This is a genomic window from Spirosoma oryzae (genome assembly GCF_003002825.1).
GTDB lineage: Bacteria > Bacteroidota > Bacteroidia > Cytophagales > Spirosomataceae > Spirosoma > Spirosoma oryzae.
Window position 1 is genome coordinate 235,222 of the sequence record NZ_PVTE01000002.1, and the last position, 15,777, is coordinate 250,998.

12 protein-coding genes are annotated in these 15,777 nt (G+C 54.3%); 9 read left to right on the forward strand and 3 right to left on the reverse strand.

Going from position 1 to position 15,777, the window contains the following annotated elements; translation table 11 throughout:
• The first annotated feature begins 84 nt into the window (after window positions 1-84).
• Complete coding sequence (gene lysS, locus CLV58_RS03210) at window positions 85-1,866, forward strand: lysine--tRNA ligase (protein ID WP_106136329.1); 1,782 nt, start codon at window positions 85-87, stop codon at window positions 1,864-1,866.
• Between the two features lie 80 nt (window positions 1,867-1,946).
• Here the strand turns inward: lysS and CLV58_RS03215 are convergent, their stop codons facing one another.
• Window positions 1,947-2,543, reverse strand: coding sequence for a YceI family protein (locus CLV58_RS03215; protein ID WP_106136330.1), 597 nt, complete (start codon window positions 2,541-2,543; stop codon window positions 1,947-1,949).
• A 95-nt stretch (window positions 2,544-2,638) separates the two neighbouring features.
• The gene (locus CLV58_RS03220; protein WP_106136331.1) at window positions 2,639-5,251 is read right to left on the reverse strand and encodes a TonB-dependent receptor; all 2,613 of its coding nucleotides are present in this window, start codon (window positions 5,249-5,251) and stop codon (window positions 2,639-2,641) included.
• Window positions 5,252-5,506: 255 nt separating this feature from the next.
• Here CLV58_RS03220 and CLV58_RS03225 point away from each other — a divergent pair, with 255 nt between their 5' ends.
• The 7 genes from CLV58_RS03225 to rhaT all read left to right on the forward strand — a co-directional run bounded on the left by CLV58_RS03225 (window position 5,507) and on the right by rhaT (window position 14,924).
• The gene (locus tag CLV58_RS03225; RefSeq protein WP_106136332.1) at window positions 5,507-6,574 is read left to right on the forward strand and encodes a sensor histidine kinase; all 1,068 of its coding nucleotides are present in this window, start codon (window positions 5,507-5,509) and stop codon (window positions 6,572-6,574) included.
• A complete protein-coding gene (locus CLV58_RS03230; RefSeq protein ID WP_106136333.1) occupies window positions 6,571-7,332 on the forward strand; it encodes a LytR/AlgR family response regulator transcription factor in 762 nt (253 codons plus the stop codon). Before CLV58_RS03225 ends, CLV58_RS03230 begins: the two co-directional genes overlap by 4 nt.
• A gap of 266 nt (window positions 7,333-7,598) precedes the next feature.
• On the forward strand, window positions 7,599-8,615 hold the full coding sequence (locus tag CLV58_RS03235) for a GntR family transcriptional regulator (RefSeq protein ID WP_106136334.1): 1,017 nt from the start codon (window positions 7,599-7,601) through the stop codon (window positions 8,613-8,615).
• Window positions 8,616-8,736: 121 nt separating this feature from the next.
• Window positions 8,737-10,857 carry a bifunctional aldolase/short-chain dehydrogenase gene (locus CLV58_RS03240; RefSeq protein ID WP_106136335.1) on the forward strand — a complete coding sequence of 707 codons (2,121 nt, stop codon included), beginning with the start codon at window positions 8,737-8,739 and terminating at the stop codon, window positions 10,855-10,857.
• Window positions 10,858-11,016: 159 nt separating this feature from the next.
• Window positions 11,017-12,291, forward strand: a complete 1,275-nt coding sequence (locus CLV58_RS03245; protein ID WP_106136336.1) for a sugar isomerase — start codon at window positions 11,017-11,019, stop codon at window positions 12,289-12,291.
• A gap of 106 nt (window positions 12,292-12,397) precedes the next feature.
• Window positions 12,398-13,792, forward strand: a complete 1,395-nt coding sequence (locus CLV58_RS03250; protein WP_106136337.1) for an FGGY-family carbohydrate kinase — start codon at window positions 12,398-12,400, stop codon at window positions 13,790-13,792.
• A 97-nt stretch (window positions 13,793-13,889) separates the two neighbouring features.
• The gene (rhaT, locus tag CLV58_RS03255; RefSeq protein ID WP_106136338.1) at window positions 13,890-14,924 is read left to right on the forward strand and encodes an L-rhamnose/proton symporter RhaT; all 1,035 of its coding nucleotides are present in this window, start codon (window positions 13,890-13,892) and stop codon (window positions 14,922-14,924) included.
• Window positions 14,925-15,010: 86 nt separating this feature from the next.
• On the opposite strand, the gene CLV58_RS03260 is transcribed toward rhaT, so the two are convergent.
• Window positions 15,011-15,217 (reverse strand): cold-shock protein, encoded by a 207-nt coding sequence (locus CLV58_RS03260; protein WP_106136339.1) that lies wholly within the window; start codon window positions 15,215-15,217, stop codon window positions 15,011-15,013.
• Window positions 15,218-15,555: 338 nt separating this feature from the next.
• Between CLV58_RS03260 and CLV58_RS03265 the strand changes: the two genes are divergently transcribed.
• Window positions 15,556-15,777, forward strand: coding sequence for a PspC domain-containing protein (locus CLV58_RS03265; RefSeq protein WP_106136340.1), 222 nt, complete (start codon window positions 15,556-15,558; stop codon window positions 15,775-15,777).

Genomic DNA, 15,777 nt, shown 5'->3' on the forward strand with positions numbered 1-15,777 from the left:
GTCGAACAAGGCGAAAGGCCAATCCTTTTCGCTACTTTTGCCCCTAAAAACTCAGGTCGCCCCGCGACCAACCGACTGACTGCTATGCTACTGAGTGAACAGGAGATAAACCGCCGACAGAAGCGGGAAGAACTGATGCGCATGGGGATCGATCCCTACCCCGCCCCGCTCTTCGACGTTACCCATACCATCGACCAGCTGCGCGACGCCTTTGCCGATAAAACGGGGGCCGATACGCAGGGCGGCTACCAGCCTCACCTCGACTTTAAAGACGAAGCACCCTGGAACACCGTTCGGCTCGCCGGCCGACTGATGAGTTTCCGCATTATGGGTAGCGCATCGTTCGCCGAAATGCAGGACTCGACGGGTCGGATGCAGCTTTATTTCCGGCGTGACGACCTTTGCCCCGGCGACGACAAAACGCTGTATAACACGGTATTTAAAAAGCTGCTCGACATCGGCGACATCATCGGTATCGAAGGCTATGTCTTCACGACGCAAACAGGCGAACTGTCGGTGTACGTGCAGTCGTTTACGATTCTGAACAAGTCGCTGCGGCCCCTACCCGTGGTAAAGGAAGTCGTTAATGAGAAAGGCGAGAAGGAAACCTACGATGCCTTCACCGATCCCGAACAGCGCTACCGACAGCGTTACGTCGACCTGATCGTGAACCCGCAGGTGCGCGACGTATTCGTCAAACGGACCAAGCTCGTCAACTCGATCCGGCAGTTTCTAAGCCAGAAAGGGTATCTGGAAGTGGAAACCCCAATTTTGCAGCCCATCCACGGCGGTGCCACAGCCCGCCCGTTCCAGACGCACCACAACACGCTGGACATGACGCTGTACATGCGGATTGCCAATGAGTTGTACCTCAAACGGCTGATCGTGGGTGGCTACGACGGCGTGTTCGAATTCGCCAAGGATTTCCGTAACGAAGGTATGGACCGGACCCACAACCCGGAGTTTACGCAGGTCGAATTCTACGTGGCTTACAAAGACTATCTCTGGATGATGGACACCATCGAGGAAATGGTCGAGAAGGTAGCCATCGACGTAGCGGGTACGACGAAGGTGACGGTAGGCGACAACGTCATCGACTTCAAACGGCCCTGGAAACGACTGACTATGTTCGAAGCCATTCAGGAATACACCGGTATCGATGTTTCCGAGATGGACGAAGACCGATTACGGCAGGTAGCCGAGGACCGGGGTATCAAAACCGACTCGTCAATGGGTAAGTCGAAACTGATCGACGAACTGTTTGGTGATGCCTGCGAACCCAACCTGATTCAGCCGACGTTCATTACGGATTATCCCGTTGAGATGTCGCCCCTGACGAAGAAGCACCGCAGCAAAGCCGGGCTGGTCGAGCGTTTCGAAGCTATCTGTAACGGGAAGGAAATTGCGAATGCGTATTCCGAGCTAAACGACCCCATTGATCAGCGCGAGCGTTTTGAAGAACAGCTCCGGCTGGCCGAGCGGGGCGACGAAGAAGCCATGGCGCTGGATGACGATTTCCTTCGTGCCCTTGAATACGGTATGCCCCCGACGGCGGGTGTCGGTCTGGGTATCGACCGGCTGGCGATGATTATGACCAATCAGCCGTCGATTCAGGATGTGCTGTTCTTCCCGCAGATGCGTCCAGAAAAGAAGCAGGAGCAGTCGGGTGAAGCCGATTTCCTGGAAGCGGGTGTACCAGCCGAGTGGATTCCGGCCCTGCAAAAGCTGAACATACTGACTGTCGAACAACTCCGCGCTGCTAGCCCGAACAAGCTGTTCAACGATCTGGGCGGTGCCCGCAAGCGGCTGAAGCTGGATATTCCAATGCCCACCATGGCCGACGTTCACGGCTGGACGGGTCATTGATCGACGATTCGTTTACTGCCAACAAAAATGCCCCGGCTCACTAGCAGAGCCGGGGCGTTTCTGTTTATAAAGTGAGTTACCTACTTCTTCTCAGCGGTAGCACCGTCCTGCTTGGCAAACTCACCGGCGGCTTTGATCTCGATTTCTTCGCTGACAACCGCCCCACCCGACGAGCCGACACCGAAGTCAGTGCGTTTGATCGTACCATTCACTTTCAGGCCCGCCTTCTCCATCTTACCACGTGGACTATCCATCGTGACGGGGCCGGTCAGCACCGCGTCGAGCGTTACGGGCTTGGTCACGCCGTGCATCGTCAGGTTACCGGCCAGTTTATATTTTTTGCCTTCCACTTTCTGAAACGACGTGCTCTTGAAGGTAATCGTCGGGTATTTGGCCGCGTCGAACCAGTCGGGCGACTTCAGGTGGCCGTCGCGCCGTTCGTTATCGGTATTGATACTGTTCACGTCGGCGGTAAGTTCGACAACGGCATCCGACAGGTCGGGTTTGTTAGCCGTCAGTTTGGCGTCGAAGGTTTTAAAATTACCGTCGACCTCGCTCAGCATCAGGTGCGTCACGGTGAAGCCTACTTTCGAGTGCGCTTTGTCGACCGTCCAGGTCTGAGCGTTTACAAGTGATGCGGTGAGCAGGGCAGCAACGGATAGAGCAAATACTTTCATAGAGATACTGTTGGTTGGTTGAAACGGAAAAAGACACTTAGTGAGGTATACTACTGTAAATGAGTTGCTTGTGACATCTATCTCAGACAATACGACTAGCGGGGGCGACCACCACTGGCTGGAGCACTTTGGGCACCAGCGTCGCTACCACCGTCGCCTTTAACATCGTCGTTGTTGATCGATTTACCTTTCCGGCGGTTCTCCTCGTAGGTCATCTTCCCGATGCGATAGGTGAACGTAACTTTCACGTTTGAATTATAGAGGTGATTGACGTTGACCTGCGAGAGCAGCGGAGAATTGAGGGTTGTACGCATCGTTACGCCGTTGCCGACAAAGTTTTCGCCTGCAATGCCGATACTACCACGCTTGTTGGCCAGGTCTTTCCGAACGCCCAGCGAGTACATGTAAAAGCCACCCATCGTACCCTGCAACTGCGGGTTCGGTCCCCGGAAGAAGCTGAACAGTTGGGCGCTCCAGCCTTTGTTCAACGTCAGCTGACTCATCAGGCGTCCGCCCAGGCTGATACCGGAATTATTGATCGTGATCGACCGGCCGGTAGCGTCAGGTGTCTGCCCCTGCATGTATACGTAGTAGCCGTCGATGCCGCCGTTCAGCGTCCATTTCGGCGTCAGCGTCGTGTTGAAGAAAATGTTTGCCCCAGCCGTCCGCTGTACGCCAATGTTCTGGAAGGTCGTGATGATGCCCCCCGCCAGCGTGTCCGACGGAATTCGGATCTGCGAGATCGCATTGTTGGTCAACCGGCCGAAAACCGATGCGTTGATGTACGTCCGTTTGATTGTCGAACTATAGCTTAACTCGACGTTATCGGTCAGTTCAGGGCGCAGCGTCGGGTTACCGACCATCACCATCTGCGGGTTGGCGTAGTTGGGATTCGGATTGAGTTGTTGCAGACCCGGCCGCTGAATCCGGCGGTTATAAGCCGCTTTTACGGTCGTACCACCCGCCAGCGTTTTCGAGACATTGATACTGGGTACCAGGTTAGCGTAATCGGGAATCACCAGTTGACGGGCGGCCTGCTGTTCAGTCGACTGGGTAGCCTGAATACCTGTGTACTCGTAGCGCGTACCGACCTTGAATGTGTATTTGCTTGGCGTCACGTAGGTGTACGATACGTAACCCGCCCCGATGTTCTGGTTGTAGTTGAGCGTTCCGGCCGGGTTGTTCGGGTCTTTCAGCAACGCACTTTCCCCCGTCCCGATCAGGTATTCGTAGGCGCTGTTGACCTGCCGCATGATTGCTTTACCACCAAATTCCAGCAGTTGATTCTTGCGTATCGGCGTTTGATAGTCCGACTGGAACGTGATCTCCTGGTTGGTGTTGTTGTTGATATTCTGCTGACGACCCGTTAGCGACCCGGCCTGATTGAGCAGGTCGGCGTAGAAATTATTGACGAGTCCCGTACGGCTGTACTGCGTCGAGATGGTCCACTCCTGCTGCGGCTTGAACGTGCGGACATAGTCGAGGTTCATATCCACCGAGTTCGACAAATCTTTCCGGTTAACGTCACGGTTGGTCATGTACAGCAAGGCGTCTCCGAGGTAGGCGTTGGTTAGCTGCGTCTGCTGCTGTACGAAATTGCGCGTACCAAACCGCACGTTGGCCGACAGTGACTGATCTTTCGCCAGATCGTAATCGAAGCCCAGCGTATACTGCCCGAATACCGGCTTATCAAACGATGACGCCTGCTGACTGGTACGCTGTAGTTGTGTTCCGACGGTCGTTGTCTGATCGAGGGTCGACGACGATCGGTTGTACATGGCCCGGCCAAATCCGCCCAGCGTGATACCCAGTTTTCCCTGCCGGTACGATCCGTTCAGCCCCAGGTTCGACGCTCGCAATCCTGCACCAGCGTCTACGTTCAGCGTCAGGCCGTGCAGTGTGTTCTTCTTCGTGACGATGTTGATGATACCAGCGGCTCCCTCGGCATCGTATTTCGCCGACGGACTGGTAATGACCTCGACCGTCTTTATCATGTCCGAAGGAATTTGCTTCAGGGCATCGGCCACGTTAGCTGCGACGATGGTGCTCGGCTTGTTGTTGATCAATACCCGAATGTTGCTGCTCCCGCGCAGGCTGACATTCCCGTCCAGATCGACCGACAGCATGGGTACCCGTTTCAGCACGTCCGACGCATCGCCCCCTTTCGAGGTCAGATCGCGGTCGGCGTTGAACACCAGGCGGTCAACCTTTTCTTCGATCATAGCCGCCTGCCCGACCACGTTGACTTCGCCGAGCGTACGAACGTCGGCCGCCAGCTTCACCGATCCCATGTTGATTTCGGTGCCTTTGCCAATCGTAAATGGTTTCGAATCGGTGTTTTTGTAGCCGATAAAGGAGTACTGTAGCCGGTAGTCGCCCGGTGCCAGCTTACTCATCGCGAACGCCCCTTTGGCATCCGAGGTCGTTCCGTCGACGGGCTTGTTGGTTTTGGTACTGATGAGCGCGATTGTTGCAAATTCAACGGGTTTACCCGATGTCGAATCGATCAGTACGCCCGTCAGTCTACCATTGCCTTTCGGTGTGTCATCGGCAACGCCGGTAAATTCTTTCTTCTGTCGGTCGTTGTTGCCGAAGCCCGGCCCGCCTGGTCCGCCACCCGGAGGGCCACCGAACTGGGCAAAAGCGGTGTTTGTAAGACTGCTGCTCAGGCCGAGCGTCAGTAGCAGGAGGAAAAGTCGTATAGGCATGGTATGATCAGTTGCGTATTTGTTGCTTCAAAACAACAGACGCAACGCCGGTCTGGAAAACGCAATAGACTACGCAGGCAGGAACGTCGGCAAATCGCCCGTTCTGGCCGACGAAAGCCATTTCAGCGGCTGACAGATTCAGATTCGCCCATTCGTCGGTTCAAATGACGCAACCATCGGCAGATTCGGCGTAACAGCCGATTGATACCGACGCCGTTGCGAATTCACCGTAAACTTGTAGCTTTCCCCTGCGCTATGGCTACTTCACTATTTTCCCGTCGCTACGTTACGCTGCTGAGTCACTGGCTGGGGTGGGGCTTGCTGAGCTACCTGCTGTTTTTTTCCCCGTCATTCAGCAACGACATCAAGATGCCAACGGAGTTCTGGCTCCGGCAGATCGTCTTTCAGGCGATGATGATCGGCACGTTCTACCTGAACGCGAATGTGCTGGTACCGCGCCTGCTGCTCGAACAGAAAACGGGGCGATACGGACTGGCGCTGCTGGGAATTATTGCGACTGCCATGCTGGTACTGTGGGGACTGGAAATATTGCTCGATCTGCCGGTGTTGTTCCACAAAACGTTCCATCCCGACGGTAAAGGGCAACCCAAGTACTACGGCTGGGTTCAGCCCTCGCTGTTTACGATCGTACTCGTGCTGGGAATCAGTACCAGCCTGTCGCTGGTGCAGAAGTGGCAGGCCGACACCACCAGTCGACTGGCGCTCGAACAGGCGAAAACCAGTTCGGAACTATCGTTTCTGAAAGCGCAGATCAACCCGCATTTCTTCTTTAATACGCTCAACAACATCTACGCGCTGACCTCGTTCGATGTCGAACTGGCGCAGGAAGCCATTCACCGGCTGTCGCGCATGATGCGGTACGTGTTGTACGAAACGCAGTCGGGCACAACCCTGCTAAGCAAGGAAATCGCGTTCGTCAGCGACTACATTCAGCTGATGCAGCTTCGACTAACCGACAAGGTTCAGTTGACGGTACAGACACCGACACCGCTGCACGACCAGCCCATCGCTCCAATGATTCTGCTACCGTTTGTCGAGAACGCCTTCAAGCACGGTGTCAGTGCACTGGAACCGAGTCAGATCAGTATTTCGATTGAGCAACAGCCGAATCAGTTAGTCCTAAATGTCCGCAATACCTTGTTTGTCAACCAGAAACCGTCGCTGGAAGCCGGTAACGGCATCGGTCTGACCAACACTCGCCGTCGGCTCGATCTGCTGTACCCGAATCAGTATCAGCTGGCGATTAACCCGCACAATCCGGCGGGGGATTATGAAGTACAGTTAATCCTGAACCTGTCATGACGCTAAACTGTATTGCCGTCGACGACGAACCGCTGGCGCTGGGACTGGTCGGTGCGTTTATCGAGAAAACCCCTTTTCTCAACCTGACCGGCCGCTACAGCAGCGCCGTATCCGCGCTACAGGCTCTTATCACCACGCCGGCCGACCTGATTTTTCTCGATATTCAGATGCCCGACCTGACGGGCCTGGAACTGGCGCGGGTGCTGGAACGCAGTCAGCGCGGGAGCCACATCACCCGGATTATTTTCACGACCGCTTTCGATCAGTTTGCCCTGGACGGCTTCCGCGTCGATGCACTCGACTACCTGCTCAAGCCGTTCAACTACGAGGAATTTCTGCGGGCGGCCAACAAAGCCCGGCAGTACTTCGAACTGGTACAACGCAGCGAACCACAACTCGCTGCGTTACCCTCGGCAGCTACCGTCGACGTAGCCGATGACTATCTGTTTCTGAAAGTCGAATACCAGCTGGTGCGGGTGGCGTATCAGGACATTTTGTACATCGAAGGGCTTAAAGACTACGTGAAAGTGTATCGGCAAAGCGACCCGACAAAGCCGCTGCTGTCGCTGACGAGTCTGAAATCACTGGAAGAAAAGTTGCCTGCCCGGCAGTTCATGCGCGTTCACCGCTCCTTCATCGTCGCCCTCGATCGGATCGACGCCGTTTCACGCAATACCGTACAGATCGGTTCGGTTACCATTCCCGTCAGCGATCAGTACAAGGACACGTTTAGCCAGTTTATTCAGCGCTGGATGTAGCCAATCCTGAAACAAGAAAACCCACATCCAGGTGGACAAGGGCTTTCCGATCTTCTATAACCTATGATGTAAACGTACTGACAGGCGTGCTGTCAGTTAATAGAGTTGATTTATAGATCAATCTACCGATACTAAAACTATAAAAGTCTACGAAAAAATAAATACCCGGTCGACACTCCTCCCTTCAAAAGTAAATTCTTTATAGAAATCAGTAAATTTATCGTTGTTCTGACTCCTTATGGATGTGTATCTAACGGCTACAGCGTATGCTCGATTGCATCGACATTATCGACTCATTAAGCGTTCCGAAGTATCAGCAACTAGTTAATTCTATTGTAACCGGTATTCAAACAAAGGACATCCGGCCGGGTGATAAACTCCCGTCGATTCACGAAGTCAGTGCTGAGTTTGACGTGGCCAAGCGAACCGTCGAGAAGGCGTATGACCTGCTGAAGGAGCAGGACATAGTGGTAGCAGTGAAGGGGAAAGGCTACTACATCAACCACACGCTGCTGGGCCGGAATCTGAAAATTTTCCTGCTGTTCAACAAGCTGAGCGCCCACAAGAAAATCATCTACGACTCATTCGTCAGCGAACTGGGCAGCGACACGCCAATCGACTTTTTTATCTACAACAACGACTTCCGGCTATTTCGCGATATCATCCGCAAGGAAGGCACGCGCCACTCGCATTACGTGGTCATCTCCCATTTTTTCAACGACACCGAGCAGGCCCGTGAACTGATCAATCAGCTACCCAAGCATAAGCTCATTGTGCTCGACAAATTGATTGAGGGTATCACGGGGAATTACGCGTCGGTAGTGCAGAATTTCGAAAAAGACCTGATTCAGGCGCTGACCGAAGCCTTGCCCCTGCTCCGCAAATACCACACGCTGAATATTCTGTTTCCGGCGCAGACCTACCACCCGAAAGCCATTCTGAACGGCTTCTACCGCTTCTGCTACGAACACGACTTTTCGCCCCGCGTCATCCGCGACATTGCCGACGACGTCATTACACCGGGCAACGCATACATCAACCTGATGGAAGACGACCTTGTCACGCTCATCAAAAAGATAAAAGATACGGGCTACGCCGTCGGGCAGCAGGTCGGCATTCTATCGTACAACGAAACCCCACTCAAGGAGATTCTGCTCGATGGCATTACGGTTATGTCGACGGATTTTGCGCAAATGGGCAAAACAGCCGCGCAACTGGTACTCACCAACAGTTGCGAGCATGTCGAAAACCCGTTCCGGCTCGTCGTCCGCAAATCGCTCTGAGTCAGTAAAATTTACGCTGGCAGTAGGCAAGTAGGGGAAAGCCCTTTCCGCTACATCGGTCTACTTTACTAGCCCAAACAACCTGATTACCCCGTTAGCGTACCCTTTTGACGGTTCTTCTATGATTGCTTCTCCAAACACATTCCGCCACGTCAGTTACCTCTGGGACGACGCTAAAGCCGCCGAGCTCGAAGGCGATGAGGTTGCCCTGCTTATCTACCGATCGAACCTGCTCGGTGCCGACCTCCGCCTGACCAACTATGGGGGTGGAAACACCTCCTGCAAAGCAATGGCGACCGACCCACTGACGGGTCAGCCTACCGAAGTGATGTGGGTAAAAGGCTCTGGTGGCGATATTGGTACCCTGACGCGCAGTGGACTGGCAGCCCTTTACGTCGACCGGCTGCGGAGTCTGAAAAACATATACCGGGGAATCGAACACGAAGATGAGATGGTCGAACTCTTCAACCATTGCATCTACGATCTGTCGTCAAAAGCGCCGTCGATCGATACTCCGTTGCACGGGTTTCTACCTTTCAAACACATCGATCACCTGCACCCCGACGCAGCTATCGCCATCGCTGCCGCCAAAGACGGCAAACGTATTACGCAGGAACTGTTCAACGGCACCATCGGCTGGGTCGACTGGCAACGGCCGGGTTTCGACCTCGGGCTGAAGCTGGCGGAGTGCGTTGAACAGAATCCCGGCATTCGGGGTATCATGCTCGGTTCGCACGGTCTGTTTACCTGGGGCGATACGGCCTACGAAAGCTATGTCAACACGCTGGAAGTAGTCGAGCGCTGTGCCGAGTATCTGGCCGACAACGTTGGGAAAGACCGGCCTGTATTTGGTGGACCCAACCGTGAGAGTCTGCCCGCCGAGCAGCGGAAGACACAGGCCGCCCTGCTGGCTCCGGTGCTACGCGGGCTGTGCTCCAGTGAGCGCCATATGGTTGGCCATTTTACCGACGACGAGCGAGTACTGGAATTTATCAACTCGAACGATCTGGATCGGCTGGCTCCGATGGGCACCTCCTGCCCCGACCATTTTCTGCGGACAAAGATCAGCCCGCTGGTCCTGCCCCTTGCCGCCAGTGCTGACCTGAGCAACGGACCATCGCTGCGCACGGAATTGACACCTGCGTTCGAACAGTACCGGGCTATGTATCAGGACTACTACAACACCTGCAAACACCCGAACAGCCCCGCTATTCGTGACGCCAATCCGGTTGTACTGCTGTATCCGGGTGTGGGCATGTTCACATTTGCCAAAGATAAACAGACCGCCCGCGTTGCCGCCGAATTTTACATCAATGCGATCAACGTGATGAAGGGCGCGGAAGCCATTTCCGAATACACCTCACTCCCCCGGCAGGAAGCGTTCGACATCGAATACTGGCTGCTTGAGGAAGCCAAGCTGCAACGGATGCCGAAGCCCAAACCGCTATCGGGCAAAATCGCGCTGATTACCGGCAGTGCGGGTGGTATCGGGAAGGCTATCGCCAAAAAATTCGCGCAGGAAGGTGCCTGCGTAGTACTGAACGACATCAATCAGGAGCGGCTCGATGGAGCGCAGGCCGAGTTTATCAAAGCGTTCGGTAAAGATGCCGTGGCTACTACGACCCTGAACGTAACCGACTGGAGCAGCATACAGGATGCTTTGTCGGCAGCGAGTCTGGCGTTCGGCGGGGTCGATATTGTGGTGAACAACGCGGGCATCAGCATTTCCAAACCGATTGCCGATCACACCATCGAGGAGTGGGACCGGCTGTACGACATTCTGGTAAAGGGGCAGTTCATGGTGTCGAAAGCGGCCGTTGAAATTTTGCGCAAGCAGGATCTGGGTGGCGACATTATTAACGTCGTCTCGAAAAACGCACTCGTTGCCGGGCCGAACAATGCGGGCTACGGGTCCGCCAAAGCCGCTCAACTGCACCTCAGTCGCCTGAATGCCGCCGAACTGGGCACCGACAAGATTCGGGTCAACACCGTCAACCCCGACGCTGTTATTTCCGACTCGAACATCTGGGCGGGTGGCTGGGCCGAAGGACGCGCCAAAGCCTACGGCGTTACGGTTGACGAATTGCCGGCCTACTACGCCAAACGGACGCTGCTCAACGAGATCATCCTGCCCGACGACATTGCCAACGCCTGTTTCGCCTTCGTCGGCGGCTTACTCAACAAGTCGACCGGCAACGTACTGAACGTCGATGGTGGCGTAGCCATGGCCTTCGTCCGCTAAAACGTGTAGTTAAAGTAGCCTGATCGGTGTACGTAGCCTGGACGTCCACGTCCGGGTGGCCGTCAGGCCAACTATTCATGGCGGCAGCTTTATTGGTCGCTACGCGCCCCCCCGGACGTAAACGTCCAGGCTACACGTTAACACACTATTCCTAAACCTATGAACCTGACCACAGACACCATTGCCAGCCATAACGATGACCGGGTAGCCCGGCATCGGAACCTACTGGCTCCCTGGACCGATTCCATCGAACAGACCGAATCGATTATCGAGAAACTCATGGCGTTTCAGATCGCCATTCCCAGTTGGGCGCTTGGGACGGGCGGTACCCGCTTCGGTCGGTTTCCCGGCGGTGGTGAACCCCGAAGCCTGGAAGAAAAGATCAGCGATGTGGGCTTGCTCCACGCGCTGAATCGATCGAGTGGAGCCATCTCGCTGCATATTCCGTGGGATATTCCGCAGGATGCGCAGGCCGTTCGTCAACTGGCCGACAGCTACGGGCTCGCCTTCGATGCCGTTAATTCCAACACCTTTCAGGATCAACCGGATCAACTGGAAAGCTACAAGTTCGGCTCGTTACAACACGTCGACCGGGCGGTGCGGCAGCAGGCCATCGATCATAACATCGAGGTCATTCGACATGGTGTCGAACTGGGCTCCAAGTCGCTAACGGTCTGGCTATCGGATGGGTCGAGTTTTCCCGGTCAGCTGAATTTTCGGAAAGCCTTCGAGCGAACACTCGGTGGTTTGCAGGACATCTACGCAGCCCTGCCCGACGACTGGAAACTATTTGTCGAATACAAAGCCTTCGAACCGAATTTCTATTCGACTACCGTCGGCGACTGGGGCAGCAGCTATCTGTATGCCAGCAAACTCGGCCCAAAAGCGTATACGCTGGTCGACCTGGGACATCACCTGCCCAACGCCAACATCGAGCAGATTGTCGCGATTCTGCTGATGGAAGGAAAGCTGGGTGGATTCCATTTCAACGACTCGAAATACGGCGACGACGACCTGACGGCCGGCAGTATCAAACCATACCAGCTGTTTCTGATCTTCAATGAACTGGTCGGCGGAATGGACGCACGCGGGATGAGCCACGCCACCGATCTGGGCTGGATGATCGACGCGAGCCACAACGTGAAAGATCCGCTCGAAGACCTGCTGCAAAGCGTCGAAGCGATTCAGCTTGCCTATGCGCAAGCCCTGCTGGTCGACCGGGACGCCCTGGAAGCCGCCCGCGACAACAACGACGTCGTGCAGGCCCAGGAAATCTTGCAGGACGCCTTCCGCACCGACGTTCGCCCGCTGGTTGCCGAAGCCCGTCGTCGGGCGGGGGGAGCCTTACAGCCACTGGCCCTCTATCGCAGCCTCCACATCCGCGATCAACTCATCCGCGAACGCGGAGCCAAATCCGTCGCCACGGGACTTTGATTGAATTATAGAGTGATTGAATGATAGAGTGAATAGCTAAATCCGTAACTCATTCAATCACTCCATCATTCAATCACTCTATCACTCTGCCATTCAATCATTACCCATGCGCTGCATCGCTGTTTTCGATATTGGCAAGACCAACAAGAAGCTGTTTCTGTTTAACCAGCAGTACGACATTGTCTGGGAGACGAGCACGCAGTTTGCTGAAACTGTAGATGAAGACGGCGAAGCCTGTGAGGACGTCGACCGCCTGACCAGCTGGATACGGCAGACGATGCAAGACGTACTGACGAAACCGGAGTTCGACGTACAGGCGCTGAATGTCTCGACGTACGGGGCCAGTCTGGTTTGTGTTGACGGTCAGGGGCAGGCAGTTGGACCGTTGTACAATTACCTGAAAGCTTATCCGGCCGAACTGTCGAAGCAGTTTTATGACAGCTATGGTCCAGAAGAGCCAATATCAGTAGCAACGGCATCGCCCGCCTTGGGTAGTTTGAACTCGGGACTGGCGCTATACCGCATTCGCTATCGGCAGCCAGACCTGTTCGATAAAACACGCTATGCACTGCACCTGCCGCAGTATGTCAGTTCGCTGTTCACCGGACAGTTCTATTCCGATCTGACAAGCATTGGTTGCCACACGATGCTCTGGAATTTTGGCCAGCAACAGTACCACGACTGGGTCAAGGCCGAGCAACTGGATCAGAAACTGGCTCCGCTCTTTCCGGGTAACGCCGTCATAGACACCGTAGTGTGTGGAAAATCGATGAAGGTTGGAGTTGGGTTACACGACTCGTCGGCTGCACTGATTCCGTATCTGGCAAGTTTCAATGAGCCGTTTGTGCTGATCTCAACGGGCACGTGGTGTATCAGCCTGAATCCGTTCAATACCCAGCCGCTCACGGCCGAAGAACTGCAATACGACTGTTTGTGCTACCTGAATTATCAGGGGCAGGCCGTGAAAGCCTCTCGGCTGTTTGCGGGTTACGAACACGAACAGCAGGTTCAGCGATTAGCCACGCATTTCGGCGTTCCGCTCGATACGTACAAGCACGTACCATACGATCCGTCGCTGATCGACGAACTGCCTACGCGGCCGGTGCAACCCGTTCCCGATCCGCTGACGACGAAGCAGCCTGCTGTGCTGGTACAGTCGGCGTTTACCCGGCGCGAGTTGTCTGATTTCGAGACGTATGAGCAGGCGTATCACCAGCTCGTGCATGATATTGTGGCGCAGCAGCTTATTTCGACCGAACTGGTCCTGCACCGTTCCCCCGTCAAACGCTTATTCGTGGATGGCGGCTTCAGCAAAAACCCGATCTATATGGCGTTGCTGGCGTCAGCCTTTCCGCAGCTCGACGTATCGGCGGCATCCGTGGCCCAGGCAACGGCCCTCGGCGCAGCACTAGCCATTCACGACAGCTGGAACTCGCTTCCCCTCCCCGACAATCTGGTTCAGCTCCGCCCGGTCAGCGCGTCAATCGGCAAAACCGTGTAAGGCTTCACAACCGTGTTTCGTCCAGTCTCTTTCTTCTATCATCTTTTCTCTTTCTTCTTCTCATCCTATTCCTAAACCTGACTCTATTCACAAACCTATGGCCGTATTCTGGGGCGTCGTATTACATGCGCTGGGAGGGTTCGCTTCCGGCAGTTTTTATTTACCATACAAACAGGTAAAAAGCTGGTCCTGGGAAAGTTACTGGCTCGTCGGCGGTATCTTTTCCTGGGTCATTGCTCCCTGGGTACTGGGGCTGCTCACCGTACCCCACCTAACGCAGATCCTGCGCGAAACACCGACCGAAACGCTGCTCTGGACGTACTTCTGGGGCGTTTTGTGGGGTTTCGGCGGACTGACGTTCGGCTTGTCGATGCGCTACCTGGGCCTGTCGCTGGGCATGGCCGTCGTACTGGGCCTGTGTGCTGTCTTCGGAACGCTGGTACCACCGATCTGGCTTGGTCAGTTTGGGTCGCTTGTCAGCACCACGTCAGGGCAGTTCATTATGGCCGGGCTGGCCGTTTGCGTGCTCGGTATCAGTATTTGTGGCGTAGCCGGCATGATGAAAGAGAAGTCGCAGCCGGAAGCCGAAAAGAAAGCAACTATCGCGGAGTTCGACCTTCGCAAAGGGTTTATGGTCGCCATATTTTCGGGAATAATGAGCGCCTGCTTCTCGTTTGGACTCACAGCGGGTCAATCAATTTCGGACCGGGCCGTCCGCTTCGGGGCTGATCCGCTGTTTATGAACAATGCTCCGCTGGTGGTTATTCTGCTGGGTGGGCTGACGACCAATGCTATCTGGTCGATCTACCTGAATATTAAAAATCGGACATATACCGACTACCGCAACCTGTCGGCACCGATTGCCCGGAATATCCTGTTCTGCGCGCTGGCGGGGGTTACTTGGTACTTTCAGTTCTTCTTTTACGGTATGGGCGACAGCAAGATGGGTGAGTATCGATTCTCCGGCTGGACGCTACATATGGCTTTTATTATTGCATTTAGCAGTTTTTGGGGATTATATTTGCACGAGTGGAGAGGGTCGGACGCGGCAACCATGCGAACAATCCGCCTTGGTATTCTTACCGTCATCCTTTCCTCCGTCATTGTCGGGATTGGCAATTACCTCGCCTAGCTTTATCAAGTTTTGTTTTACCATAAATGGAAAAGCCCGTCTGGTATCCGGACGGGCTTTTTAAGTGACTGTAGCGCTGGTTTCGACTAATATTCGCCTTCGATTTTCTTTACTTTCACGGCGTTGAGCCCTTTCTTGCCGTCGACAACTTCAAACTGAACGCGATCTTTCTCCCGAATGGTGATGCCGTTCAGACCCGTAATGTGGACAAAGATGTCCCGATTTGAATCATCCTCAACGATGAACCCGTAGCCTTTACTTTCGTTGAAGAACTTTACTACACCTGTTTGCATAAACAATTGAAAATTTAATAAATAAACGGACAAAGGGTTAGCAAGAAACAAAGGACACGGAACAGGCACCTAAGTATACTTCAACGAAACACCTAAATGGCACGGAACGGACTTTGTGATTTCAGCGGCCCACTAGTTTCCCAGAAGCCGCTGGGATGACAGAGACACGAAATAAATGGATTTGTGCTAATGTCAATAGGATAACGATACTTTTTTGGGCTGATTTCCGAAAACGCGTAGGAAAATCTTTCTAAACGGCAAACATTGTACGGTTTGGTCTGGTTAGCTTTGCGCTATACCGACAACGTATATACGCTTTTACTCGTACATCGATAACTATGAACAAGCTTCGGTATTTTGTTGAAAAACAGGCTTTCGGCGTTTGTACCATCCTAGGCGAGCGCATGAATATCTCCGCCAGCAGCATACGGCTGTATTTTATCTATACGTCTTTTCTTACGCTGGGTTCACCGGTTGTACTCTACCTAATTATGGCCTTCTGGCTGGAGATGAACAAACACCTCCGCCGTCACGCGCACCCCACAATCTGGGAATTATAG

What these genes read in the sequence shown, in the direction of transcription:
- lysS (WP_106136329.1), top strand. Translation starts at nt 85, where the DNA reads ATGCTACTGAGTGAACAGGAGATAAACCGCCGACAGAAGCGGGAAGAA.
- CLV58_RS03215 (WP_106136330.1), bottom strand. Translation starts at nt 2,543, where the DNA reads ATGAAAGTATTTGCTCTATCCGTTGCTGCCCTGCTCACCGCATCACTT.
- CLV58_RS03220 (WP_106136331.1), bottom strand. Translation starts at nt 5,251, where the DNA reads ATGCCTATACGACTTTTCCTCCTGCTACTGACGCTCGGCCTGAGCAGC.
- CLV58_RS03225 (WP_106136332.1), top strand. Translation starts at nt 5,507, where the DNA reads ATGGCTACTTCACTATTTTCCCGTCGCTACGTTACGCTGCTGAGTCAC.
- CLV58_RS03230 (WP_106136333.1), top strand. Translation starts at nt 6,571, where the DNA reads ATGACGCTAAACTGTATTGCCGTCGACGACGAACCGCTGGCGCTGGGA.
- CLV58_RS03235 (WP_106136334.1), top strand. Translation starts at nt 7,599, where the DNA reads ATGCTCGATTGCATCGACATTATCGACTCATTAAGCGTTCCGAAGTAT.
- CLV58_RS03240 (WP_106136335.1), top strand. Translation starts at nt 8,737, where the DNA reads ATGATTGCTTCTCCAAACACATTCCGCCACGTCAGTTACCTCTGGGAC.
- CLV58_RS03245 (WP_106136336.1), top strand. Translation starts at nt 11,017, where the DNA reads ATGAACCTGACCACAGACACCATTGCCAGCCATAACGATGACCGGGTA.
- CLV58_RS03250 (WP_106136337.1), top strand. Translation starts at nt 12,398, where the DNA reads ATGCGCTGCATCGCTGTTTTCGATATTGGCAAGACCAACAAGAAGCTG.
- rhaT (WP_106136338.1), top strand. Translation starts at nt 13,890, where the DNA reads ATGGCCGTATTCTGGGGCGTCGTATTACATGCGCTGGGAGGGTTCGCT.
- CLV58_RS03260 (WP_106136339.1), bottom strand. Translation starts at nt 15,217, where the DNA reads ATGCAAACAGGTGTAGTAAAGTTCTTCAACGAAAGTAAAGGCTACGGG.
- CLV58_RS03265 (WP_106136340.1), top strand. Translation starts at nt 15,556, where the DNA reads ATGAACAAGCTTCGGTATTTTGTTGAAAAACAGGCTTTCGGCGTTTGT.